We start from the raw sequence: 23,049 nt of genomic DNA on the forward strand, positions 1-23,049 counted from the left end.
GAGATAGTCAGGCTCCGTATAGAATTGGACAGGTGCAATGGCGGTTTAACATAGTCTTTCTATATTACAATTCGCCGCATTGCAGCAACGACACAAGCATAGCGTTTAGCCCCTATACACTTTTATCTGCCAAGGCAGGCCGGTCGGCAATCGGGCAAGGGATGAATGATGAAAGTCGCCATGGTATTCGGGACTCGCCCGGAAGCGATCAAGATGTTCCCGGTCGTCCACGCCCTGCGCGCGCGATCCGGGGTCGAGACGCGGGTGATCGTGACCGCGCAGCATCGGGGGCTGCTGGATCAGGTATTGGCGATCGCGGGCATCGTGCCGGACATCGATCTCGACGTGATGGTGCCGAACCAGACACTCGACGGCTTGACCGCCAAGCTGATCGTCGAACTCGGCAAGGCCTTCGACGCCGAGAAGCCCGACCGTGTCGTCGTGCATGGCGATACGCTGACGACCATGGTGGCCAGCCTTGCGGCTTATTATCGCAAGATTCCGGTGGCGCATGTCGAGGCAGGCCTGCGCAGCGGCGACATTCATCATCCCTGGCCCGAAGAGGTGAATCGCCGCGTGGTCGCCTGCATCGCCGACATGAATTTCGCGCCGACGCAGGCGGCGGCCGATGCACTGTTGGCCGAAAGCCGAGCCGCGGCCAGCATCCATATTACCGGCAATACCGTGATCGACGCTTTGCTGGCGACGCGCGAGCGCGTGCTGGCGGACCCGTTGCTGGCACATGGGCTGGATGCCTTGGCAGCGCGTTTCACGGGCAAGCGGATCATCGCTGTCACCAGCCACCGGCGCGAGAATTTCGGCGGCGGGATGGAGGCGATCGCCCGGTCCATCGCGGACATTGCGGCGCGGCCCGATGTCGCGGTCATCTTCCCGGTCCACCCCAACCCCCATGTCCGGCCGGTCATGGATGCGGTGCTGGGCGACTTGCCCAATGTCGCGATGATCGAGCCGCTCGACTATCCGCATTTCGTGCGATTGCTCGATATGTGCCATCTGGTGCTGACCGACAGCGGTGGCGTGCAGGAGGAAGCCCCGTCGCTGGGCAAGCCCGTATTGGTGATGCGCGAGACGACGGAGCGGCCCGAAGGCGTGGATGCGGGCACGGCCAAGCTGGTGGGCGCGGATCGCGACCGGATCGTCCGCGAGGTGCTGGCGCTGCTGGACGACAGCCAAGCCTATGACGCGATGGCACGGGCGCATAATCCCTTTGGCGATGGCAAGGCGGCGGAGCGCATTGCGCGCGTCATCGCAGGGGAATAGGCTACTACGTTACCGAAATATTCAGCCTTTCCGGGCAGAAGGTCGGCCAGATCATCGCCGTAAAAGGACTGCCACTTCATGCCCGTCGACACCAAGCAGAAGGTTTCCGTCATTGGCCTTGGCTATATCGGCTTGCCGACTGCTGCGCTGATCGCGCGCGGGGGCTGTCAGGTGGTGGGCGTCGATGTGTCCGCCCATGTGGTGGAGACGGTCAATTCGGGCCGGGTGCATATCGAGGAAGTCGATCTCGACGGGTTGGTGCAGGGCGTCGTGGCGCGCGGCAATCTGCGCGCGTCGCTGACCGTCGAGGAAAGCGATGTCTTCATCATCGCGGTGCCGACACCCGTGTCGGAAGACCATGCGCCCGACATCAGCTATGTCCTGCAAGCGGCCCGCACCATCGCGCCGGTGTTGAAGGCGGGCGACACGGTCATTCTGGAATCGACATCTCCGGTCGGCACGACGGAAGCGATGCGCGACGTGATCGGCGACATGCGACCGGACCTCAAGATGCCGGGTAGGGGTGTGCAGGGCGACATCGCCATTGCCTATTGCCCGGAACGCGTCTTGCCCGGACGCATCCTCGTCGAACTGATCGACAATGATCGCTGCATCGGCGGCATTACGCCCCGTTGCGCGCGCAAGGCGCTGGGCTTTTATCGCCAGTTCGTGCGCGGAGCCTGCATCACCACGACGGCGCGCGCGGCCGAAATGGTCAAGCTCGTCGAAAACAGCTTCCGCGACGTGAATATCGCCTTCGCCAACGAATTGTCGGTCATCGCCGAGAATATGGACATCGATGTGTGGGAGGTGATCCGTCTCGCCAACCGCCATCCGCGCGTCAATATCCTCTCGCCTGGTCCCGGCGTCGGCGGCCATTGCATCGCCGTTGACCCCTGGTTCATCGTCCACAGCGACCCGGAAAATGCGCGCATCATCCGCACCGCGCGCGAAGTGAATGACGGCAAGACCGACTATGTCGTGGCCAAGGCATCCGACATGATCGATGCTTTTCCGCATGAAAATGTCGCCTGCCTCGGCTTGGCCTTCAAAGCGAATATCGATGATTTCCGCGAAAGCCCGGCGGTGAAGGTCGCCGCCCGGCTTGCCCGCCGCTATGGTCGCCGCATCAAGCTCGTAGAACCCTATGCCCAGGCATTGCCGATGGAATTTGCCGGGACCGGCGCGGAATTGATGGATCTCGATACGGCTCTGGAACAATGTGGCGTATTCGTCATTCTTGTCGATCATGACATGTTCAAATCGGTTCCCGTCGACGAGCGCGCCGACAAGGCGGTCTATGACACGCGCGGCATCTGGTCGGATCAGCCGCGCCGGATCGCGGAGCCTGCACCGGGACGCATGGCACTCTAAGCGCCGGGGGCCATCCTCCGTCCGTCCCGCCTTTGGTTGCCATGTCCCTGTCGCGTCGCTAACCCCCGGTTTCAATTGGGGCATGACGGGGTGGCAGCGCCTATGACGCGCACGAACAGCATCAAACGCGTAATCGCGACACTGACGGCCTGTGGGCTGGTCGGGGGCTGTGCGACCGTGGAGGATGCGCCCCGCGGCGATGCAGCCTATGCCATTGTCACGGCACTGCCCGAAGTCGGTATCGATTATCGCATCGCGCCCGACGACGTGCTGCGCATCCAGGTCTATCATGAACCCGGCTTGTCGCTGGAAGATGCGCAGGTAAGTGCGAGCGGCATGGTCCGCATGCCGCTGATCGGCGATGTGCCCGTGGCAGGTCTGTCCGCCGGGGACGCGGCCGATGCCATCGCCGCGCGATTAGGCGAACGCTATCTGGTGTCGCCGCAGGTCACCTTGTTCGTTAAGAAGGCGGTGGGCCGTCGCGTGACGCTCGACGGTGAAGTCCGCGAACCGGGCCTGTATCCAGTCGAAGGACGATTGACGCTGAGCCAGGCGGTGGCACTGGGCAAGGGGCCGACCCGGCTCGCCAGCCTTTCACAAATCGTCGTGATCCGGCAGATCGAAGGCGAGCGGCAGGCCGCGATGTTCGACTTGGGGGCGATCCGCAAGGGCGAAGCGCCCGATCCTGAAATTCTGCCGGGCGATAGCATCATCATCGGCCTGTCGCGGGCCAAGGCGATCATCGGCGGCGGCCTGATCGCGCTGCCCGCTCTGGCAACGGGCTTCATTGCCCTGGATGGGGGGCGATGATGACACCGATCTTGACCGAGCGCGATCTCGACGCGACGCCGGGCCATGGCCGTGCCGCGCGGATGACGGCTGCGGCACGGCGGGGCTGGCTGGTGTTACGCCGCCATCGGGTCATCCTGTTCGTCACCATGGCGCTGTGCCTGCTGGCAGCGGTGCTGGCCATCCTGATGTCGACGCCGGATTATCGCGCAACGGCCTCGGTCGAAGTCGAGGATGTGCCGGCCGGGGCTGCAGGCGCAGGCACCACGCCGCGCGCGGCGACCGACAATATCGAAGCGATGATGCAGACCGAACTCGAAGTGCTGCGCAGCCGCGCGCTGGCGGAGGCGGTGGCCCAGGATCTGGCGCTGGTCGGCACGCCGACCTTTTTGAAGGGCATGGGGCATAGACGTCCCACCGGCGGCACAGGGAGCCTGAGCCAGCGCCAGGTCGAGCAGGAGCAGGTGGTGGCGTTGCTGCGCGACAATCTGGAAGTCGAACTGCCCGGCAAGTCGCGCGTGTTGCGCATCAGCTTCGTCAGCGCCGACCCTGTTCTATCGGCGCGCGTCGCCAACAGCTACGCCGACAATCTGATCCGGGCTGATCTGAAGCGCGGTTTCGAATCCGGTGTGCAGGCCCGACGTTTCCTGCTGGGCGAACTGGATGGCGCACGCCGCGATCTGTCACGGGCGGAACGCGAACTGGCGGTCTATGCTGCCCGAATGGGAATGGAGCCGGGCAAGGATGCACCGCCGTCCGAAGATAGCATCGCCACCCGGCTGGCGCAGCTCAATGCTTTTCGCGCGCAGGCGCTGGCCGACCGGATCGCCGCGCAAAAGACATGGGAGGGCGCGCGGCGCGCCAGCGTCGAGACGCTGCCCGAAGTGCTGAACAATGGCGCGATGCAGACTTTGATGGCGGAGCGGGCACAGGCGCGCGCGGCCTTGGTCGAAGAACGGCAGTTCCGCAAGGACGCCCATCCTGAAATGCGCGAAGCCCGCGCACGCCTCGCGGCGTTGGACGATCAGGCGCAGGAGATGGCCAACCGCATCCGTGCCTCTCTCAAAGAACGCTATGATGTCGCCGTCCATGGCGAAACCCAGATCACTGCCGAAATCGCGGATCTGGAGCGGCAGGGGCAGGCGGCGCAAGGGCGCGACGTGCAACTGGGCATCTATGAACGCTCGGTCGATACCTATCGGATGCTGCATGACAGCCTGCTCCAGCGCTATCGCGACATGGCCTCGCAAGCGGGGTTTCAGGCCGGGCGTATCCAGCCGCTCGACCGCGCCGCCGTTCCGACCAAGCCTTTTTCGCCGCGCATCGGCGTGACCTTGTTGCTGGCAGCGATCGGCGGCATTAGTCTTGGACTGCTGTTGGTGGCCGCGCGTCACATATTCGATGATGCGGTGACGTCAGCCGATACGCTGGCGGAGCGGGTCGGGCTGCCTTTGCTGGGTTCAGTGCCGGTAACCGGCGACAATCCGCAGCCGCCGGAGATTTTCGCGCCGATCGCTTCGTCGCTGCTGCTGGCATCGGCGGCTGGTTTGCCACGATCCATCCTGGTCACCAGCGCGCAGGAAGGGGAGGGCAAGTCGCTGACGCTCCATGCGCTGGCATTGGCCTTGGGGCGGATGGGCAAGCGCGTGCTGGTCATTGACGGCGACATGCGCCGCCCGGTGCAGCACAGCCTGTTCCGCATTACGCCGGTACGGGGCATCAGCGAAGTGCTGACCGGGCAGGCGAACGCGCAGGAGGCGATCATCGACAGCGGCGTACAGGGCGTGTTCCTGCTGCCTTGCGGTGCGGTGCCGCCCAATCCAGCCGAGTTGCTGGCGACCCCGGCGCTGGACGCCCTGTTGGATTCGGTCCGCGATGCCTATGATACGGTGCTAATAGACGCACCCCCGATCCTGGGGCTGGGCGATACGCCTCTGCTCGCCGCGCGGGTGCAGGCAAGCCTGCTGGTGGTCGAATGGGGCCGCAACCATCATGGCGGCCTGCGCGCCGCCGTGGAGCGACTGCGCCAGGCTGGCGGCACGCTGATCGGGGCAATCCTGACCAAGCAGCAAGGTCGCATGATGGAATATGATTATCACCGGGGCGGGTAGCATCCTCCCACATCCGTTCGGCCTGAGCGTGTCGAAGGCCCTTACTGCTTAATAAAAAAGCGCCGTCCCGATGGGAGGCGCTCTCTTTATACCGTATCTCGATGAACGGATCAGGCCCGCGCCATCAACCCTTCGACCAGCCCCTCGAACAGGCGCTTGCCGTCGGTCGCGCCATGGGCGGCTTCGATCACCCGTTCCGGGTGGGGCATCATGCCCAGAACATTGCCCTTGTCGTTCAATATGCCCGCGATGTTCCGCGCGGAACCGTTCACGCTTTCCGCATAACGCAGCGCAACTCGGCCTTCGCCTTCCAGCCGGTCGAGCGTCGCGTCGTCGGCGAAATAATTGCCGTCATGATGGGCGACGGGATAGGCAATGCGTTCGCCCGCCGCATAGCGGCTGGTGAAGGCGCTCTGCGCATTCTCCACCGTCAACGCGACGTCGCGGCACACGAAATGCCCACCGGCATTGCGCAGCAGAGCGCCGGGCAGCAAACCGCTCTCGGTCAGCACCTGGAACCCGTTGCAGATGCCCAACACAAAGGCACCGCGATCGGCTGCCTGCGCGACCGCCTGCATGACGGGCGAGCGCGCCGCCATCGCGCCGGAGCGCAGATAGTCGCCATAGGAAAAGCCGCCGGGCACGCCGATCAGGTCGATATCGTCGGGCAGCTCCGTATCACGATGCCACACCATGACCGGCTTGGCACCCGTCGCCGCCTCGAACGCCACCGCCAGGTCGCGGTCGCAATTGCTGCCGGGAAAGACGATGACCGCGCTCTTCATGGCTCAGGCGACCTTTTCGATGCGGTAGTTTTCGATCACTGTATTGGCCAGCAGCTTGCGGCACATGGCGTCGATATCCTCGTCGCTGGTGCCGTCGGCCAGGTCGAGTTCGATCAGCTTGCCCGCGCGCACGTCATTGACGCCGTCGAACCCCAGCCCTTCAAGCGCATGATGGATCGCACGGCCCTGCGGATCGAGCACACCGCCCTTGAGGGTGACGAAGATACGGGCTTTCATGAAGGGCGAACTCCTTGGGATCGACTTTGCGGTCCCCTAGTCCCGGTACAGCGGGGAGGCAAGCCATTATCCCGGCGGATAGCGTGGCGACAGCGGCAAAAGTCATTTTGCAAGAGGCGGCATTTTGCCTAAGCGACGGGCATGAACCCCGAAATATCCTATTATGTCTTTGCCATCATCGCGGTCATCCTGGCTGGCCTTGCCAAGGGCGGCTTTGCCGGGGTGGGTGCGCTTGCCATGCCGGTGATGGCGCTTGGCGTCGATCCGGTGCGCGGTGCGGCGATCCTCCTGCCCATATTGATCCTGCAGGATGCGGTGAGCGTCTGGGTGTATCGGCGCAGCTGGGACGGGGCGATCCTCAAGGTCATGCTGCCGGGTGCGGCGATCGGCATCTTGCTTGGCTGGTTTTTTGCGACCCGTGTGTCGGAAACCGCCGTCCTCGGCGTGTTGGGCGCAATATCGATATTGTTCGGTTTGCAGCGCTTGTGGGTGGAACGGGGCAATGCCGTAGTGTTGCCCTCCAATTCCCCCGGATGGGTCGGCGTCCTGTTCGGCATCGCCAGCGGCTTCACCAGCCAGATCGCCCATGCCGGGTCGCCACCGTTCCAGATGTGGGTGCTGCCCAAGCGGCTGCCGCGCGATATGCTGGTCGGGACGACGGCTTTGGCCTTCGCCGTGATGAACTGGATGAAGATGCCAGCCTATGCCGCGCTGGGGCAATTCACGCATGCGAACCTGATGGCGACCGCCATGCTGGTGCCGGTCGCGGTCGTCTCGACGCTGGCAGGGGTGGCGCTGGTGCGGCGAGTCGATCCGGCGCGCTTCTACACGCTCATCTATGGATTGATGGTGCTGCTGGGCATCAAGCTGGTGGTTGACGCCCTGATCGCCTGACCATCCATCCGTTCGTTTCGAGCGAAGTCGAGAAACGTCCACATAACGCTTCCCGCTTCTCGACTATGCTCGCAGCGAACGGCGGAAGAGGGCTGAAGGTCAGCCTTCTTCCTTCTCGCGCTTCTTACGATGGGTGTCGAGGTCGAGGACGGTGGTGTCCAGTCCTTCGGGCAACAGGCCTAAGCGACGCGCGACTTCCTGATAGGCTTCGACTTCGCCGCCCAGGTCGCGACGGAAGCGATCCTTGTCCAGCTTTTCGTTGGTGACCATGTCCCACAGGCGGCAGCCATCGGGGCTGATCTCGTCGGCCAGGATGACGCGGCTATAATCGCCGTCATACAAGCGACCGAACTCCAGCTTGAAGTCCACCAGGCGGATGCCGATGCCGGCGAACAGCCCGCACATGAAGTCGTTGATGCGGATCGCCATGTCGGCAATGTCGTGCATCTCTTCCTGCGTCGCCCAACCGAAGCAGGCGATATGCTCTTCGGAGATGAGCGGGTCGCCCAGCGCATCATCCTTGTAGCAATATTCGATCAGCGTGCGGGGCAGTTGCGTGCCTTCCTCGATCCCCAGCTTCTTGCTGAGCGATCCGGCGGCGACATTGCGCACGACGACTTCGATCGGCACGATCTCGACTTGGCGCACCAACTGCTCGCGCATGTTGAGGCGGCGAATGAAATGGGTCGGCACGCCGATCTGGCCGAGCAGGGTGAAGATATGCTCGGAAATCCGGTTGTTCAGCACGCCCTTGCCGGAAATCGTGCCCTTCTTCTGGGCGTTGAAGGCGGTGGCGTCATCCTTGAAATATTGGATGATCGTGCCAGGCTCAGGGCCTTCATAAAGGATCTTTGCCTTGCCTTCGTAAATCTGGCGGCGACGGGCCATGCGCGTTCCTGTCTGGTCAAAAATACTGCGCCCCGACAATCGCGAATCGATAAGGATCAGCGGGTGCCGGGGCTGCTTGGGCCTCGCCCATAGAGCAAAGCGCGCGAGCGTGCAATTGTGCGCCCCTGCGCTACAGCACGTCGCCGAACATCGCCCATAACAAGCCGAACCATGCGATCATGCCGACCGTCGCGATAACGACACCCGATCTGGCCTGCAAAGCAGCAACAAGGCCATTCGGTTCGTCGTCATCCTGCGTCATGCACCAGGATTAGCCTTCCGCAGGCTCCGGCTCAACCCGCGCCGTGTCCCGATCGACCGCCATCAGCCGTTCGGTAAAGGATTGCCGCCACCAGCTGATGTCCTGCTGTTCCACGCTATCCATCATCGCGCGCCAGCGCCGCTTGCGCTCGTCCAGCGGCATCGCAAGCGCCCGGTTGATCGCGTCGGACATTTCTTCCGGGCTGTACGGGTTGATGAGCAGCGCGTCCTTCAGCTGCAAGGCCGCCCCCGCAAAGCGCGAGAGGATCAGCACGCCGGGATCTTCAGGATCCTGCGCGGCGACATATTCCTTGGCGACCAGGTTCATGCCATCGCGCAGCGGCGTCACCAGCCCGATCTTGGCGGCGCGATAGATGCCGGCCAGCTTGTCGCGCGGATAGCCTTGATTGACGTAGCGGATCGGGGTCCAGTCCACATCGCTATATTCGCCGTTCAGCCGCCCGGCGAGCGAATCGAGGGTGGCGCGAATCTGCTGGTAGCTCTCTACGTCGCCGCGCGAAGGTGGCGCGACCTGGGTCAGCAGCACCTTGCGATGATGTTCGGGATGGTCCTTGAGGAAGCGGGCATAGCCGTTGAACCGCTCTTCCAGCCCCTTGCTATAGTCCAGCCGATCGACACCGACGATCATCGCGCGATCCTGCAGCGACGCGCGCAGGCGATCGCCCATGTCGCGTGCGGCTTTGCTGACGGCGGCTTCGGCAAATTCCTTGGCATTGATCCCGATCGGGCAAGCCACCGCCTGGATGGTGCGATCGCCCACGGTGACGAAATCACCCTCGACCCGGCCGCCCATTTCCTTCTCGACATAATGGCGGAAGGATTCGAGCCATTCCTCGGTATGGAAACCCACCACATCATAAGCGAACAGGCTGGACACCAGCTTGCTATGATGCGGCAGCGAGACCAGTAGGCGCGTCGGCGGCCAGGGAATGTGGAGGAAGAACCCCATCCGGTTGCGATGACCGCGATCACGCAGCATCTGCCCCAGCGGGATCATATGATAATCATGGACCCAGATGATGTCTTCGGGTTCGATCAGCGGGGCTGCCGTATCAGCGAAACGCTGATTGACGCGGTTATAGCCGCCCTCGAAATCGCGGGCATATTCGGCCAGGTCGATGCGGAAATGAAAGAGCGGCCACAGCGTCTTATTCGCATAGCCGTTATAATATTCGTCGATATCCTGTTCTTCCAGGTCGATCGTCGCGGTCTTGACCCCGTCGTCCTCGGCGAACCCGATATGCCCCGTGAAATGATCGGTCACTTCCCCCGACCAGCCGATCCAGGTGCCCCGGCTCTCCCGCAACGCCTCGGCGAGCGCAACCGCCAGGCCGCCCTGATTACCGGCCTTCGACGGGCGCGACACGCGGTTGGAAATGACTATCAGGCGGCTCATCGCATCATGCTCCACGGTTTGCTCAGCAGGACGGCGCAATTGATGATGCCGACCAACGAGTAGGTCTGGGGATAGTTACCCCATAATTCCCCGGTCACAGGGTCGATATCTTCCGACAGCAGCCCGGCGGCAGTACGCCGGGTCAACATCTCCTCGAACAGGGTGCGGGCTTCCTCCTGCCGTCCACTGCGATGCAGCGCTTCGATCAACCAGAAGGTGCAGACATTGAAGGCCGTGACCGGCTCGCCGAAATCATCGGGTGCGCTGTATCGCAGCATATCATTGCCCCGGCGCAGGTCCGCCTCCAGCGCGGCGAGCGTCCCCTGAAACATCGGATCGTCCGCGGTCAGGAAACGCAGGTCCAGCAATTGCAACAGCGAGGCGTCGCGCGAATCATCCTCGAAATTGGCGGAGATGGCGTTGCTGTCGCTGCGCCAGGCGGCGTCGAGAATATGGGCCTTCATCGTCTCGGCACGATTTTGCCAAAGGCCTGCGCGGACCGGCAGGTCGAGCGCCGTGGCGGCGTGCGCCAACCGGTCGCAGGCCGCCCAGCACATGACCGCGCTATAGCTGTGGACATGGGCGCGCGTGCGCAATTCCCATAGGCCTGCATCCGGCTTGTCATAGACTGCCCAGGCCCGTTCACCCACGGCTTCCAGCGCTTCGAAATCGGCGTGACCTGCCATACGGAGCAGGCGCTGGTCGATGAAGCCTTGCACCGAGGACAGCACGATCTGGCCATAGGCGTCATGCTGAACCTGTTCATAGGCCGCATTGCCGACCCGCACCGGCCCCATGCCGCGATAGCCCGGCAGGCTTTGTGCCTCCCATTCGGTCAAGGTCGCATTGCCGCGCACATCGTAGAGCGGCTGAATATGCCCACCCTTCGCATCATCGACGATATTGCGCAGATAGACGAGATAGCTTTCCAGCACGTCGAGCGCGCCGAGCCGATTCAGCGCCTCGACGGTGTAATAGGCGTCACGCACCCAGCAATAGCGATAGTCCCAGTTCCGGCCGCTATCGGCATGTTCGGGGATCGATGTCGTAAGCGCAGCGACGATCGCGCCGGTTTCCTCATGCTGGCATAGCTTGAGCGTAATGGCGGAGCGGATGACCGCTTCCTGCCATTCGGGCGGGATGGCGAGGCCACGGACCCACAGCCGCCATTCCTCGATCGTATCCTCCAGCATCCGCTCGATCGCCGGACGCAGGGCGTCGGAAAAGCCTTCGTCCGGTCCCATGAAGAAATGCATGTCCTGTTCCAGCCGGAACCAGCTTTCCTGCGCGATCAGGCCGATGGGGGCGTTGGTCGATACCCGCATCGCCATATAGGACAGCACCATGCGGATATGGTTGGAGCCGTAATTGATCGGCACAGGCTCGTTATTCCAGTTGGTGGTCGGACGCAGGCGCACGCGAATGCGGGGGCTTCCGGCTACCGGACGAACGATGCGAATGAACGCCACCGGCCGATACATCCGCCCCTTATGCTTGTGGCGCGGGCAGAAATCTAAAATCTCGATCGCATTGCCCTGCGCATCGGCCTGACGCGTGACCAGGATGGGGGTGTTGCGCAGATAGGATTGCTCGACCGAAACGCAATCTTCCAGTTCGATCGCCCAAAAACCGCGCGCTTGCGGGTCGTCCCAATCCTTGTCGTCCAGCAGCGCGGAAAAGACCGGGTCGCCATCGACGCGGGGGACACAGCCCCAGACCATCCGGCCCTTCCGGTCGATCAGGGCAGACGCCTGACAATTGCCGATCGGCCAGAGATCGAGCGAACGCGCCGCTCCGGCCATGAAAGTCTCGCTGGAATGTAGGATCGTTCTGCCCCCTTGCTGTCTGGTCGCACAGGCGCACCCCGATCAGTCTGACCGGGCGGCCCCCTCGGCGAGATAATGCCTGACATCGGCAACCTGTTCCAATGAGAAAGTCGCTAATGTATGTCGCGGCGGCCCGACCAGGATGCCCGAACCACCATGATCGACGGCAGCGGCAAAACCTTCCTCGTCAGTCACATCGTCGCCGATGAAGACGGGTCTACCACCTTTCATCGGGGCTTCGCGCATCAATTGTGTGACGGCGCTCCCTTTGTCGGCCCCACCAGGTCGCAGTTCGAACAGCATCTTGCCCCGCTGGACGGACAAGCCATGCTGTGTCGCCAAGGCATCGGCCAGGTCGCCCGCCGCCTGCTGCCAATCGGGCGCGCCGCGAAAATGCAACCCGACGCTGATCGATTTGCGCTCCACCAGCACGCCGACCTTATCCTGCGCAAAGACCTGAAAGGCCTCTTCCACCGCGTCGATCGCCGCCAGGCGCGGCGGGGCGTCGGCCGCTTCGCCAGGACGGGCAAATTCCAGGCCATGCGTGCCCGCCAGCAGGAAATCGCCAAAGCCCAGATCCCGCAGCGTCGCGATCGACCGACCGCTGACGATCGCCAGTCGCCCGTCCAGCCGTGCCCGCAACCCATGCAGCATCGGCAGGAGGTCATCACCCAGCACGACCCCATCGGGTGTTTCTGCAATCGGGGTCAGAGTCCCGTCGAAATCGAGGAAGAGCGCGGCGCCGGACAGCAACGCGGGCGGCGGGGGGGGGAGGTCGATGATCAGCACGGAAGGCAAAATGGCGTCTGTGCGCGAAACCGCAACCCTTGTTCTGCAACCGTCACAGCTTTTTGCGTCACCAGCCATCAATCGCCAATCCCCGTTTGCCAAGCGGCGCAGCCCTGCTATTCCCGCCGCGATGACCGATTTTCGCGATCCCTTCGACAGCATCAAGGACCATCCGTTCGACGCGGCGCTGTCGCAACGCTATCTCGTCTACGCGCTGTCCACCATCACCGCGCGCTCCTTGCCCGACCTGCGCGATGGGTTGAAGCCGGTCCATCGTCGGCTGCTCTGGGCCATGCGGCTGCTCAAGATGGAACCGGGCGGAGCGTCGCCCGATGTGCTGGTGGCCAATCCGGCACGCAACACGACCAGCTACAAGAAATGCGCCCGCGTCGTCGGCGACGTTATCGGCAAATATCACCCCCATGGCGACTCATCGGTCTATGACGCCATGGTACGGTTGGCGCAGGATTTTTCGCTGCGCATGCCCTTGGTCGATGGCCAGGGGAATTTCGGTAATATCGACGGCGATAACGCGGCCGCCATGCGCTATACCGAAGCCCGATTGACCCAGGCTGCGGCCGATCTGATGGCGGGGCTGGACGAAGGCACGGTCGATTATCGCGCCACCTATAATGGCGAGGATGAGGAACCGGAGGTTTTTCCCGGCCTGTTCCCCAACCTGCTCGCCAACGGGGCGAGCGGCATTGCGGTTGGCATGGCCACCAGCATTCCGCCGCACAATGTCGCCGAACTGATCGATGCCGCCAATCTGCTGATCGACAATCCCGATACCGATCATGCCAGGTTGATGCAGGTCGTCACCGGACCGGACTTCCCGACCGGCGGCGTACTGGTCGATAATGCCGCGATGATCTCGGAAGCCTATGCCACGGGTCGTGGCGGATTCCGCACGCGCGCGCGCTGGCACAAGGAAGAGGGCGGGCGTGGCACCTGGGTCGCGATCGTCACCGAAATTCCCTATCAGGTGCAAAAGTCCAAGCTGATCGAACAGATCGCGGCCCTGATCAACGATCGCAAGCTGCCGATCCTGGCCGATGTGCGCGACGAGAGCGACACCGAAATCCGCATCGTCATCGAACCGCGCGCCCGCACGGTCGATCCGCAGATGCTGATGGACAGCCTGTTCCGCCTGACCGACCTGGAAAATCGCTTCCCGCTCAACCTCAACGTGCTGGACGCCACGCATACGCCGCGCGTCATGGGGCTAAAATCCGTGCTGGTCGAATGGCTCAAGCATCAGATCGAGGTGCTGGTCCGGCGCGCCCAGCATCGACTGGAAAAGATCGCCGCCCGGCTCGACCTGCTCGACGGCTATATCATCGCCTATCTCAACCTCGATCGGGTGATCGCCATCATCCGTACCGAGGATGAGCCCAAGCCCGTGATGATCGCCGAGTTCGCGCTCAATGACCGGCAGGCCGAAGCCATCCTCAACATGCGGCTGCGCAGCCTGCGCAAGCTGGAGGAGATGGAATTGCGGCGCGAACATGCCGAGTTGGTCAAGGAAAAGGACGAGTTGGAGAAGCTGGTCGGCGACACCGGCCTGCAGCGCAAGCGCCTGAAGCGCGATCTGGCGGCGCTGCGCAAACGCTATGGCCCGGAGACTGATCTGGGGCGTCGCCGTACACTGGTCGAAGAAGCCGCCCCGGCCCGCGAAATCCCGCTCGAAGCGATGATCGAGCGGGAGCCGATCACTGTCATCCTGTCCGAGCGCGGCTGGATCCGTGCCATGAGCGGCCATCGCGATCTGGCGGCGGCCGACACGCTCAAGTTCAAGGAAGGCGATGGCCCGCATTATGCGTTCCACGCCTATACGACGGACAAGCTGCTGCTGGCGACCAGCACGGGCCGCATCTACACGCTGGGGTCCGACAAGTTGCCGGGCGGCCGCGGCTTTGGCGATCCGGTGCGGTCGCTGGTCGATATGGACAATGAGGGCACGATCGTCGCCTTCATGCCTGCCCGGACCAGTAAGGAATTATTGCTCGCCTCTTCCGATGGGCGCGGCTTCATTGCGGCGGTCAGCGACATCATTGCCGAAACGCGCAAGGGCAAGCAGGTCGTGAACATTCGCGCCGGCGCAAAGCTGGCCATCGTCCACCCCATCGCTCCGCAAGCGGACAGCGTCGCGATCATAGGGGAGAACCGTAAATTGCTGGTCTTCGCGCTGGATGAGATGCCGAAAATGGCACGGGGGCAGGGCGTACAGCTACAGCGCTATCGCGATGGCGGGCTGTCCGACGCCATCGCCTTCCGCCTGGCCGATGGACTGAGTTGGACGATGGGCGGCGACAGCGGTCGGACGCGCACCGAATCGGACATGACCCCCTGGAAAGTCGCGCGCGGCGCGGCCGGACGGATGCCGCCGACCGGATTTCCCCGTGACAATCGCTTTTAATGTCTGATTTATCCAAAGAGCGACCAGACGTTTCCTGAAAATTTACCGGTTCCCGATATCGCGGGGCCATGGAATCCATTGCGGCGTGCAATTGGCCAGTGAAAAGGTCCAGCGAAGATCCCCTCGGCGGGGGGGATGCTGCACAGGTTGATCAGATGGTCGCCAGCCGCCAATGGTTGGCAGCCTTGCCACAGCCGTCCGCCATCTTATCGGTGCAGGATGATGACGACATCGTCGTGCTGGAGGCCAATGCCGCGTTCACCGAGGCCTTCCGATCGCGTGGACTATCGCACATCATGGAACAGGTCGCTACCGAATGGCGCGATCGGGTCAAAAGTTTCATAAGGTCGGATCGACCCTGCGATAGCTTCGAACTGCGGCGCGACGGCGCGTTGGGGCCGGAATATTTCATGTGTACGATCGGGCGACTCCCCACCGATGGTCCACCCCATTTTCTCTTCACGGCGATCGATCGCACCAGCGACCGGACGATGGAGAAGAATCTGCGCCGTGAGCTTCTGTCGGATGGCTTGACGGCGCTCCCCAACCGGACCGGGTTCGGTGAAGAGATTGACGATCGGCTCAGTAACAGCGTCTGGCCGGACAATGCCCAATTTGGCATCATTGCAATCGATCTCAGTCGTTTCAGCCGCGTCAATGAATCGCTCGGCCCGATGGCGGGTGACGAACTGCTGATCACGGTGGCCAAGCGGCTGAAATCCAGCCTGCGGCAGGGCGATGTGCTGGCACGCATCGGCGGCAATGACTTTGCCATTTTTGCGCGTCTTAACAATGGCCTATCAGACGCTTTGCATATCGTGCAGAGGATCAGGGAAGCGCTCAGTTCCCCGATTCGGCTAAGCGATCTGCAGATCCGTGTGGACTGTGCCATTGGGTGTGCGCTGTCGATCGACCTGGACGATGATCCGGACGATGTGGTGCGCAAGGCACAAGCGGCGGTCAAGATCGCGAAGCGCAGCGGCAAGGTCGAAATCTATCGCAACGGCGTGTTGAAGGAAGCGCAACGGCGCTTTTCGATCGAGAGCCGGTTGCGCGAAGCGCTGGCCCATGGTGGCCTGACGCTGGCCTATCAGCCGCTCATCCATCTCCAGACGGGAGAGATTACGGGTTTCGAAGCGCTGGCGCGCTGGCATGACCCCGAATTGGGGCATGTCCCGCCAGTCGAATTCATTGCCGTCGCCGAGGAAAGCGGCCTGATCACGTCGCTTGGCCGCTGGGCCGCCTATGAAGCGGCACAGGCGCTATCACGCTGGGACGTGCGCTATGGTCAGCCCCTGCCCGTAGGCGTCAACGTCAACCTCTCGCCCATTCAGATGGCGCGCGATGATGTCGCCTCGATGTTCGAGGAAGCGTTGCGCTATTCGGGCGTCGCGGGCAGCCGATTGACGGCGGAACTCACTGAAAGCGCGATCATCGCCGACCCTGACAAGGCGCGCAAACTCTTGTTCGCGCTCAAGGATCTCCAGATGCCGATCGCTATGGACGATTTCGGCACTGGCTTTTCCAACCTCGCCAGCTTGCACAGCCTGCCGATCGATATTCTCAAGATCGACCGCAGTTTCGTGTCGTCCATGGCGGAGGATCGCGACAAGGCGGTCATCGTCCGCACCATCCTGTCGCTGGCCGAATCGCTCAACCTCAAGGTCACGGCCGAGGGTATCGAGACGCAGGAACTCGCGCTCGCCTTGCAGCAGATGGGCTGCTGGCAGGGGCAGGGCTATTATTTCGCCAAGCCGATGAACGAGGCGGATGCCTTCGATTATTGGCGCGCGCGCTGGAATTTCGAAACCGTCTGATCGGCGATCAGGCCGACGCGCGTCGCATCGGGAAAATTCTCTTCCACCCAGATTTTCTGCACTTCCTGCAAGGCCTTGGCGACATCCGGGCCGGGCGGCAGACCGCGCGCGATCAACGCACCGCCGCTGATCGGCAATGTCGGCGGCGTCCATCCGTCAAGCGAAACGAGCGCCGACAAGGGCCGGTCGACATCAAGCAAGAGCCGGTCGATCGCGCTTTCCATTCCCACTCGGTAGGCCAAGGCACGCGGCGCTTCATCCGCAGGGCCTGGTTCGACCGCCAGCGCCAGCCGCTTGCGCGCCTTGTTCGACAGTTTGAGCCGGGCGCCGATCTGATCCACGGCAGCCGGGTCAGGCGGTAACAGGGCGGCCAGTCGCCGGAGCGCCGAGGGTGGCGTCTCCGAAGCCGCCTCGCGCGCCATCACCGTCTCGACCCGGTCGATGCCTGCCATATCGACTTCGGGCAGAACCGCCCGCAATATGCCGCCATCTACCATCAGCCGCAGCGCGCGGAGAGGCGCGGCAACCGCCAGCAATTTGATCAACTCATCGGCAATGCGTTCGCGCGACAAAGCCATCAGGCTGTTGGCAGCAACGCGGCAGGCGGCATAGGCGTCATCGTCCACGACATCGCCGCCATAGCGGGCGAGAAAACGGAAATAGCGCAGGATGCGCAGATGATCCTCGGCAATGCGCGCCTCGGCGTCCCCTATGAAGCGCAGGCGTCGCGCCTCCAGATCGGCGACACCGCCGAAGAAATCCGTGACCTCCCGGCTCAACGGATCGGCATAGAGCGCATTGATGGTGAAATCGCGCCGCGCCGCATCTTCGCGCCAGTCGTCGGTATAGGCGATGGTCGCCCGGCGGCCGTCGGTGCTGACGTCCCGCCGCAGCGTGGTAATCTCCACCGGCCAGCCCGATAGCACCGCAGTAATGGTGCCATGGTCGATGCCCGTCGGCACCGCCTTGATCCCCGCCGCCTTGAGCCGATCGACCACATCATGCGGATCGAGCGTCGTCGCAATGTCCAGGTCGTTGACCGCAAGCCCCAGCAACCCGTCGCGCACCGCCCCGCCGACGAAGCGCGCTTGCCCCTGCGCCGCGCCCAGCGCGTGGAGCAGGCCATCGAGGCCTAGCCGGTGTCGCCACTCGGCGTCAGGCAGCAGGATGGTCATGGCCGAGCCTGCGCGAGAGGTTGGCGAGGATGGCTGCGGTCACGCCCCAGATGCGACGCTCTTGCCAGACAATCTCATAATAATGGCGCATAACCCCATCAAATTCCACGACATGGCGGGTGCGGTTGGCAGGGTCGAGGGCATAGGCCAGCGGCAGTTCGAACCAGTCGGCAACCTCGCTCTCCTGGGCCCGTAAAGGCAGGTCGGGCGGCACCACCGCCAGCACCGGGACGATGTCGAAACCCGTGAAGGTATGATAGCGATCCGACGTGCCGATGACCTGCGGCACATGGCGCGGCAGGCCGATTTCCTCCTCCGCCTCGCGCAAGGCACCTGCAATCTCATCGGCGTCCTCGGCATCGACACGGCCGCCCGGAAAAGCGATCTGCCCCGCATGTTTGCGCAAAGCTGCCGACCGCTGCGTCAGGATCAGGCCCGGCTCGCGCCGATCAGTGACCGCCACCAGCACCGCCGCCGGGGCCAGCGCGAGTGTCCCGTCGATGCGCGGATCGCGCGTGTCCGACAGCAGCACATCCGTCTCGCGCTGATGCCCTTCCCTGAGCGCGGCGCGCAGCCGCTCCGCCAGCGTCATGCGGTCCCATCCAGCGGAAAGAAGCGGCCATGGCTCCACAGGCCGACCCGATCGCCCGCTTCCTGCAGCGCCATGTTCATCATCTCATAATAGACGCTGCGGTTAATGAGCGCTTCCAGCCCGCCCCGCACATGGAGATAGGGGTGGGGACCATCCGCCGTTTCGCGCACGACCAGTGCATGGTCCGGCCCCGCTGCGATAAGGTCGCCGGTGTTGAGGCGGAAGGCGAGCGCACGGTCCCGCCCTTCGCCTTCGCTCTTCAATTCGACGGCGACGAACGGCGCATCTTCCACCAGTATGTCGAGCTTCTCGACCGGCGTGACCAGCACATAGCTGCCGTCCGGTTCCCGGCGCAGGATCGTGGAAAACAGCCGCACCATCGCTTCTCGCCCGATCGGCGACCCCTGATGAAACCAGGTGCCATCGCGCGCGATCCGCATCTCGCTGTCGCCGCAATGGGCGGGATTCCATTGCTCAACCGGCGGCAGGCGCTTTTCATCGGCCAGCCGGGCAATATCGGCGAGGGACAGGGTGGCGAGGTCGGGGAGGGGCTCCATGGGCATGGGATCGAGATAGGCACGGCCTTGCCCGAAGGCAAAGGGGTAATCAGGCCGCGACCGCGATTCTGGGGCCAAGCATCCCGATACCGCCCACCGGATGGCCATCGACCGACAAAGCCAGCAGGCGGCGCGGTTCGAACGGGCCGGGCGCGTCCCATCCGCCGGTGCCCTGCGCATCAAAGCCCCAGAATCGGCCATAATATTCCGGGTCGCCGATCATCATCAGCGGCTCGCTGCGCCGGGCGCGGGCGGCATCGATCACGGCGTCCATCATCGCGCGGCCATGGCCGCCCTTCTGATGGGCGGGATCGACCGCGACCGGGCCAATCATGATGAGCGGCATCTGCGTGCCATCCGCCTGCGTCAGCGCGACGGGCCAGCTTTGCAGCGATCCGATCAGCGCTCCGTCAGCGTCCAGCGTGGCGACGGACAAGTCAGGCAGCCAGGGCATCCCATCCCTGATCCGATACGCCGTGCGACCATGGCGATCCGGTCCGAAGGCGGCATCCAGCAGCGCCTCGATCGCCATGACAGGCTGACTATTCAAGGGAACAATCTGAGACACGTCTTGCCGATCCGCCATCAATGGCGCATGGACCGCGCCGGAAGCGGCGGGCTTTAGCGCTCGCGTCGCAAAATGAAAGACTAAAGAGGCCCGTCGCAACAGCAGCAACGGGCTGCATATGGCGGGCCATGCAGACTGGATTTGACGATTTTCTGACGTTGGAGGTCAATAATCTCCATGTCGATGTGCTGACCGGCATCTATTCGGAGGAGACGCATCTCCCCCAGCCGTTGCGCATTTCCATCCGCGCGCGGCTGAAGATCGCCGATCATTATGCGCCGGATACGCCGCTTGGCCAGTCCAAAAATTACATGGACCTCAAACATGCCGCGTCCACCGCGCTGCCCGAAGGCGTGCATTTCACGCTGATCGAGGCAGTGGCCGACCATATCATCGACACCATTTTCATGCAGGATGCCATGGTCAGCCATGTCGAGGTGAAGATCGTCAAGCTCGCCCTGTCCGAGCGTGGCGAAGAAATCGGCATCACGCTCGGACGCGGGCGGAAGTAAACGCCGCCCGGCTCTTAGGCCTTTTTGATCAGCCCGATCTCGATCAACCGCTCGGTCAGATAATCATGCGCGGTGATCGGCGGATCGCGGCGCGGATTCTCGGCGCTGACGCATTGCGGCAGCGCGTCGATCAGGAAATCCGGACGCAGATGCAGGAAGAAGGGCATCGAATAGCGCGAATGGCCGCGCCGCTCCGGTGGCGGATTGACGACGCGATGGCTGGTCGAAGGCAGCAGATGGTTGGTCAACCGCTGCAGCATGTCGCCGACATTGATCGCCAGCGCGCCGGGCGGCGGCACCACCGGCAACCAGTTGCCGTTGCGATCCTTCAACTCCAGTCCACCTTCCTCCGCGCCCAATAGCAGGGTGATGAGGTTGATGTCCTCATGCGCGCCCGCACGAATGCCCGGAGCCTGCGGCGATACGGGGGGATAATGGAGCAGGCGCAGGATCGAATTGCCCTTGTCGATCGGCCCGTCGAACCAGCGTTCGGGCAAGTCGAGATACAGCGCGATCGCCGACAGCAATTCCGCGCCGACGCGATCGAACTCGCGATAGAGCGGGGCGAACACTGCCTTGAACTCCGGCATGTCGTCCGGCCAGACATTAGGCGGCATGGTTTGCGCCAGCGGATCGCCCGCAGGCAGATCCCGGCCGACATGCCAGAATTCCTTGAGGTCATTCTCGCTCGCGCCCTTGGCGATTTCCGTGCCGAACGCAGTATAGCCGCGCTGCCCGCCATTATTCTTCGCGTCATAGCGGCACTTGACCGTATCGGGCAGGGCGAAGAATTCCCTCGCCATCGCCCATCCGGCGTCGATTAACGGCTGGTCCATCCCATGGTCGCGCACCATCGCGAAACCGAACTGCTGGAAGGACCGGCCGAACGCCTGGGCAAAATCGGCTTTGTCCAATTCTGCCATGGACAGGACCGGGACTTGGTCGATCATCGTCTGCGACACGTCATTATCTCCAAAAAATCGTCGCTGCGCGCCCTCTGCTGGCGGCGCGGCGGTGCATGACGCCATCCTTGATCGGCCAACGACGCTGATGCAAGGAGGCAGAATGAACTATTGGCTGATGAAATCGGAACCCGACGTATTTTCCTATGACGACCTGGTCACCAAGGGAAAGGCGGAATGGGACGGCGTGCGCAACCATGCGGCGCAGGGGCATATGAAGGCGATGCGCAAGGGCGACCTGGCCTTCTTCTATCACAGCAATATCGGGGTGGAGGCGGTCGGCATCATGACGATCATCGAAGAGGCTGCGCCCGATAGCACCGACGATAGCGGAAAATGGATCGCGGTGCATGTCGCGCCGCATCGGAAACTGGATCGCCCGGTCACGCTCAAGGCCATGAAGGCTGATCCGGCGCTCGCCGACATGGTCATGCTGCGCCAGTCGCGCCTGTCGGTGTCGCCACTGACACAAACGCAGTTTGAGCATATCGTCGCCATGTCCAAGGGATGAGGGTCTCCGCAGGCGGATTGCGTTCGGCGCAACCGCATGGTCGTTCTTTGCGATTGCTGTCATGCCGCGCTGCAACATAAAAGCGTCGTCAACAGAACAAGAATATACAGAGGTGTTTGATCGGCATTCACAAGGAGAAAACCCATGCGAATGCTGTCCAAGTTTGTTGCCGCCAGCGCCCTGAGCGCTTTTGTTGCCATCGCCGCCCCTGCCCAGGCTGAAGAAGCTGGCAAGCAGCGCTTCACGCACGAAGGTTATACCTATGTGTATGAAGTAAAAGACACGAAAACCGGCAAGCTGATTTCCGGTCGTCGTTTCCCTGATGCCGTCGCGTTCAACCTCTCGGTCAAGAACGGCCGCGTGTCGGGCGTGTCGGGCGGCCAGAATGTCGCGTTCAAGGTCGACGAAGCGCGCGGCGCAGCGTCGAACTGATTTTTCGATCCGTCGAATAAAAAAAGGCGGCGTCCGACGGGACGCCGCCTTTTTTGTTAGCGGCAGCGACGCTTGCTGTCGATTTCCTTGCCCAACAGCGCGCCGCCAGCGGCACCAAGCAATGTGCCGGTCGTGCGTTCGCCGCGCGTATCGATGGCGCGACCCAGCAGGGCACCGCCCACGCCACCGACGATCAGGCCGGTCGTGCCGTTGGATTTACGGCAATAGGTGCGCCCGTCGCGACCGCGCCACTCCTTGTAGCGATGATTCTTGCGCGCTTCCGCACCTTCGATCGGGATCGCCATCGACATCGGGATGGCCAGCGAAACGGCCGCCAGGGCCAGCATTGCTTTACGCATGAAATTCTCCTCCATTTGCGTGACTTGATGCTTGAACCCCCGCATATTGATCGAGGTTGCATTAACGTCTGACAACGACGTAAGCAGTTGTACTAAAATCGATAAAAGTTGAGGTAAGCCGATGCGCGCGGACGACGAACGGGATGGACGGGCGCTGATCGCCGCGCTCGACCTCTCGCCCCACCCCGAAGGCGGCTGGTATCGCGAAACCTGGCGCGCTGCCGCTGCCCCTGGCGAACGCGCAGCGGGCACGGCGATCCTGTTCCTGCTCGAAGCCCATCAATCCTCCCATTGGCATAGGGTGGATGCGGACGAGCTTTGGTTCTGGCATGCCGGTGCGTCTTTATCGCTGTCCGTCGCGGCAGAGGGCGAACCGGCGCAGACGATTTCCCTCGGCCCGGACATCATGGCTGGGCAGATGCCGCAGGGCAGGGTGCCCGCTTATCATTGGCAGGCCGCAGCACCCCAGGGCGGCTGGACGCTGGTCAGTTGC

24 protein-coding genes are annotated in these 23,049 nt (G+C 63.0%); 11 read left to right on the plus strand and 13 right to left on the minus strand.

What is annotated here, in order from left to right:
* The first annotated feature begins 168 nt into the window (after positions 1–168).
* From wecB to IL54_RS16725, 4 genes are all read left to right on the plus strand, one after another.
* Positions 169–1,281 (plus strand): non-hydrolyzing UDP-N-acetylglucosamine 2-epimerase, encoded by a 1,113-nt coding sequence (gene wecB / locus IL54_RS16710; protein WP_037478994.1) that lies wholly within the window; start codon positions 169–171, stop codon positions 1,279–1,281.
* A 78-nt stretch (positions 1,282–1,359) separates the two neighbouring features.
* Positions 1,360–2,655, plus strand: coding sequence for a UDP-N-acetyl-D-mannosamine dehydrogenase (gene wecC, locus IL54_RS16715; protein ID WP_037477063.1), 1,296 nt, complete (start codon positions 1,360–1,362; stop codon positions 2,653–2,655).
* Between the two features lie 102 nt (positions 2,656–2,757).
* Positions 2,758–3,465, plus strand: coding sequence for a polysaccharide biosynthesis/export family protein (locus tag IL54_RS16720; protein WP_037477065.1), 708 nt, complete (start codon positions 2,758–2,760; stop codon positions 3,463–3,465).
* A complete protein-coding gene (locus IL54_RS16725; protein ID WP_052027794.1) occupies positions 3,465–5,555 on the plus strand; it encodes a polysaccharide biosynthesis tyrosine autokinase in 2,091 nt (696 codons plus the stop codon). Before IL54_RS16720 ends, IL54_RS16725 begins: the two co-directional genes overlap by 1 nt.
* Positions 5,556–5,665: 110 nt before the next feature.
* Here the strand turns inward: IL54_RS16725 and purQ are convergent, their stop codons facing one another.
* Both purQ and purS read right to left on the minus strand, forming a co-directional pair.
* The gene (gene purQ, locus IL54_RS16730; RefSeq protein WP_037477067.1) at positions 5,666–6,340 is read right to left on the minus strand and encodes a phosphoribosylformylglycinamidine synthase subunit PurQ; all 675 of its coding nucleotides are present in this window, start codon (positions 6,338–6,340) and stop codon (positions 5,666–5,668) included.
* A 3-nt stretch (positions 6,341–6,343) separates the two neighbouring features.
* Complete coding sequence (gene purS, locus IL54_RS16735; RefSeq protein ID WP_006959918.1) at positions 6,344–6,577, minus strand: phosphoribosylformylglycinamidine synthase subunit PurS; 234 nt, start codon at positions 6,575–6,577, stop codon at positions 6,344–6,346.
* A gap of 141 nt (positions 6,578–6,718) precedes the next feature.
* Between purS and IL54_RS16740 the strand changes: the two genes are divergently transcribed.
* Complete coding sequence (locus IL54_RS16740; RefSeq protein ID WP_037477073.1) at positions 6,719–7,471, plus strand: sulfite exporter TauE/SafE family protein; 753 nt, start codon at positions 6,719–6,721, stop codon at positions 7,469–7,471.
* 99 nt (positions 7,472–7,570) lie between these two features.
* Here the strand turns inward: IL54_RS16740 and purC are convergent, their stop codons facing one another.
* The 5 genes from purC to otsB form a co-directional block, all read right to left on the minus strand.
* Complete coding sequence (gene purC, locus IL54_RS16745) at positions 7,571–8,359, minus strand: phosphoribosylaminoimidazolesuccinocarboxamide synthase (RefSeq protein WP_037477075.1); 789 nt, start codon at positions 8,357–8,359, stop codon at positions 7,571–7,573.
* Between the two features lie 130 nt (positions 8,360–8,489).
* Positions 8,490–8,621 carry a hypothetical protein gene (locus IL54_RS25735; RefSeq protein ID WP_272945515.1) on the minus strand — a complete coding sequence of 44 codons (132 nt, stop codon included), beginning with the start codon at positions 8,619–8,621 and terminating at the stop codon, positions 8,490–8,492.
* Between the two features lie 9 nt (positions 8,622–8,630).
* The gene (gene otsA, locus IL54_RS16750) at positions 8,631–10,037 is read right to left on the minus strand and encodes an alpha,alpha-trehalose-phosphate synthase (UDP-forming) (protein WP_037477077.1); all 1,407 of its coding nucleotides are present in this window, start codon (positions 10,035–10,037) and stop codon (positions 8,631–8,633) included.
* Positions 10,034–11,839, minus strand: a complete 1,806-nt coding sequence (locus tag IL54_RS16755) for a glycoside hydrolase family 15 protein (protein WP_255245760.1) — start codon at positions 11,837–11,839, stop codon at positions 10,034–10,036. The genes otsA and IL54_RS16755 overlap by 4 nt, the downstream gene beginning before the upstream one ends.
* Positions 11,840–11,905: 66 nt before the next feature.
* Positions 11,906–12,652: a trehalose-phosphatase gene (gene otsB / locus IL54_RS16760; RefSeq protein WP_237748922.1), complete on the minus strand. Its 747-nt coding sequence runs from the start codon at positions 12,650–12,652 to the stop codon at positions 11,906–11,908.
* Between the two features lie 130 nt (positions 12,653–12,782).
* On the opposite strand from otsB, the gene parC reads away from it, so the two are divergent.
* Complete coding sequence (gene parC, locus IL54_RS16765; RefSeq protein ID WP_037477080.1) at positions 12,783–15,071, plus strand: DNA topoisomerase IV subunit A; 2,289 nt, start codon at positions 12,783–12,785, stop codon at positions 15,069–15,071.
* A gap of 68 nt (positions 15,072–15,139) precedes the next feature.
* The gene (locus IL54_RS16770) at positions 15,140–16,888 is read left to right on the plus strand and encodes a putative bifunctional diguanylate cyclase/phosphodiesterase (RefSeq protein ID WP_037477082.1); all 1,749 of its coding nucleotides are present in this window, start codon (positions 15,140–15,142) and stop codon (positions 16,886–16,888) included.
* On the opposite strand, the gene IL54_RS16775 is transcribed toward IL54_RS16770, so the two are convergent.
* From IL54_RS16775 to IL54_RS16790, 4 genes are read right to left on the minus strand one after another with little or no spacing between them, the layout of a single operon-like run.
* The gene (locus IL54_RS16775) at positions 16,852–18,063 is read right to left on the minus strand and encodes a CCA tRNA nucleotidyltransferase (protein WP_037477084.1); all 1,212 of its coding nucleotides are present in this window, start codon (positions 18,061–18,063) and stop codon (positions 16,852–16,854) included. The two genes, IL54_RS16770 and IL54_RS16775, sit on opposite strands and share 37 nt — an antisense overlap.
* Entirely contained in the window at positions 18,044–18,655 is a 612-nt protein-coding gene (locus tag IL54_RS16780; protein ID WP_037477086.1) for a CoA pyrophosphatase, read from the minus strand. Before IL54_RS16780 ends, IL54_RS16775 begins: the two co-directional genes overlap by 20 nt.
* Complete coding sequence (locus IL54_RS16785) at positions 18,652–19,218, minus strand: DUF1285 domain-containing protein (RefSeq protein WP_037479007.1); 567 nt, start codon at positions 19,216–19,218, stop codon at positions 18,652–18,654. The genes IL54_RS16780 and IL54_RS16785 overlap by 4 nt, the downstream gene beginning before the upstream one ends.
* A gap of 43 nt (positions 19,219–19,261) precedes the next feature.
* Complete coding sequence (locus IL54_RS16790) at positions 19,262–19,798, minus strand: GNAT family N-acetyltransferase (RefSeq protein ID WP_193378871.1); 537 nt, start codon at positions 19,796–19,798, stop codon at positions 19,262–19,264.
* A 110-nt stretch (positions 19,799–19,908) separates the two neighbouring features.
* Here IL54_RS16790 and IL54_RS16795 point away from each other — a divergent pair, with 110 nt between their 5' ends.
* Complete coding sequence (locus IL54_RS16795; protein ID WP_037477088.1) at positions 19,909–20,292, plus strand: dihydroneopterin aldolase; 384 nt, start codon at positions 19,909–19,911, stop codon at positions 20,290–20,292.
* A 14-nt stretch (positions 20,293–20,306) separates the two neighbouring features.
* On the opposite strand, the gene IL54_RS16800 is transcribed toward IL54_RS16795, so the two are convergent.
* Entirely contained in the window at positions 20,307–21,254 is a 948-nt protein-coding gene (locus tag IL54_RS16800; RefSeq protein ID WP_037477090.1) for an isopenicillin N synthase family dioxygenase, read from the minus strand.
* A 103-nt stretch (positions 21,255–21,357) separates the two neighbouring features.
* Between IL54_RS16800 and IL54_RS16805 the strand changes: the two genes are divergently transcribed.
* Together IL54_RS16805 and IL54_RS16810 are read left to right on the plus strand one after the other, a co-directional pair.
* The gene (locus IL54_RS16805; protein ID WP_037477092.1) at positions 21,358–21,765 is read left to right on the plus strand and encodes an EVE domain-containing protein; all 408 of its coding nucleotides are present in this window, start codon (positions 21,358–21,360) and stop codon (positions 21,763–21,765) included.
* A 150-nt stretch (positions 21,766–21,915) separates the two neighbouring features.
* Entirely contained in the window at positions 21,916–22,197 is a 282-nt protein-coding gene (locus IL54_RS16810) for a hypothetical protein (RefSeq protein ID WP_037477094.1), read from the plus strand.
* 56 nt (positions 22,198–22,253) lie between these two features.
* Here IL54_RS16810 and IL54_RS16815 read toward each other — a convergent pair whose 3' ends face one another.
* Positions 22,254–22,556: a glycine zipper 2TM domain-containing protein gene (locus IL54_RS16815; protein ID WP_037479014.1), complete on the minus strand. Its 303-nt coding sequence runs from the start codon at positions 22,554–22,556 to the stop codon at positions 22,254–22,256.
* Positions 22,557–22,677: 121 nt separating this feature from the next.
* On the opposite strand from IL54_RS16815, the gene IL54_RS16820 reads away from it, so the two are divergent.
* A partial coding sequence (locus tag IL54_RS16820) for a cupin domain-containing protein (protein ID WP_037477096.1) occupies positions 22,678–23,049 on the plus strand: 372 nt, incomplete at its 3' end.

Origin of the sequence: Sphingobium sp. ba1, assembly GCF_000743655.1 — a bacterium.
Lineage (GTDB): Bacteria > Pseudomonadota > Alphaproteobacteria > Sphingomonadales > Sphingomonadaceae > Sphingobium.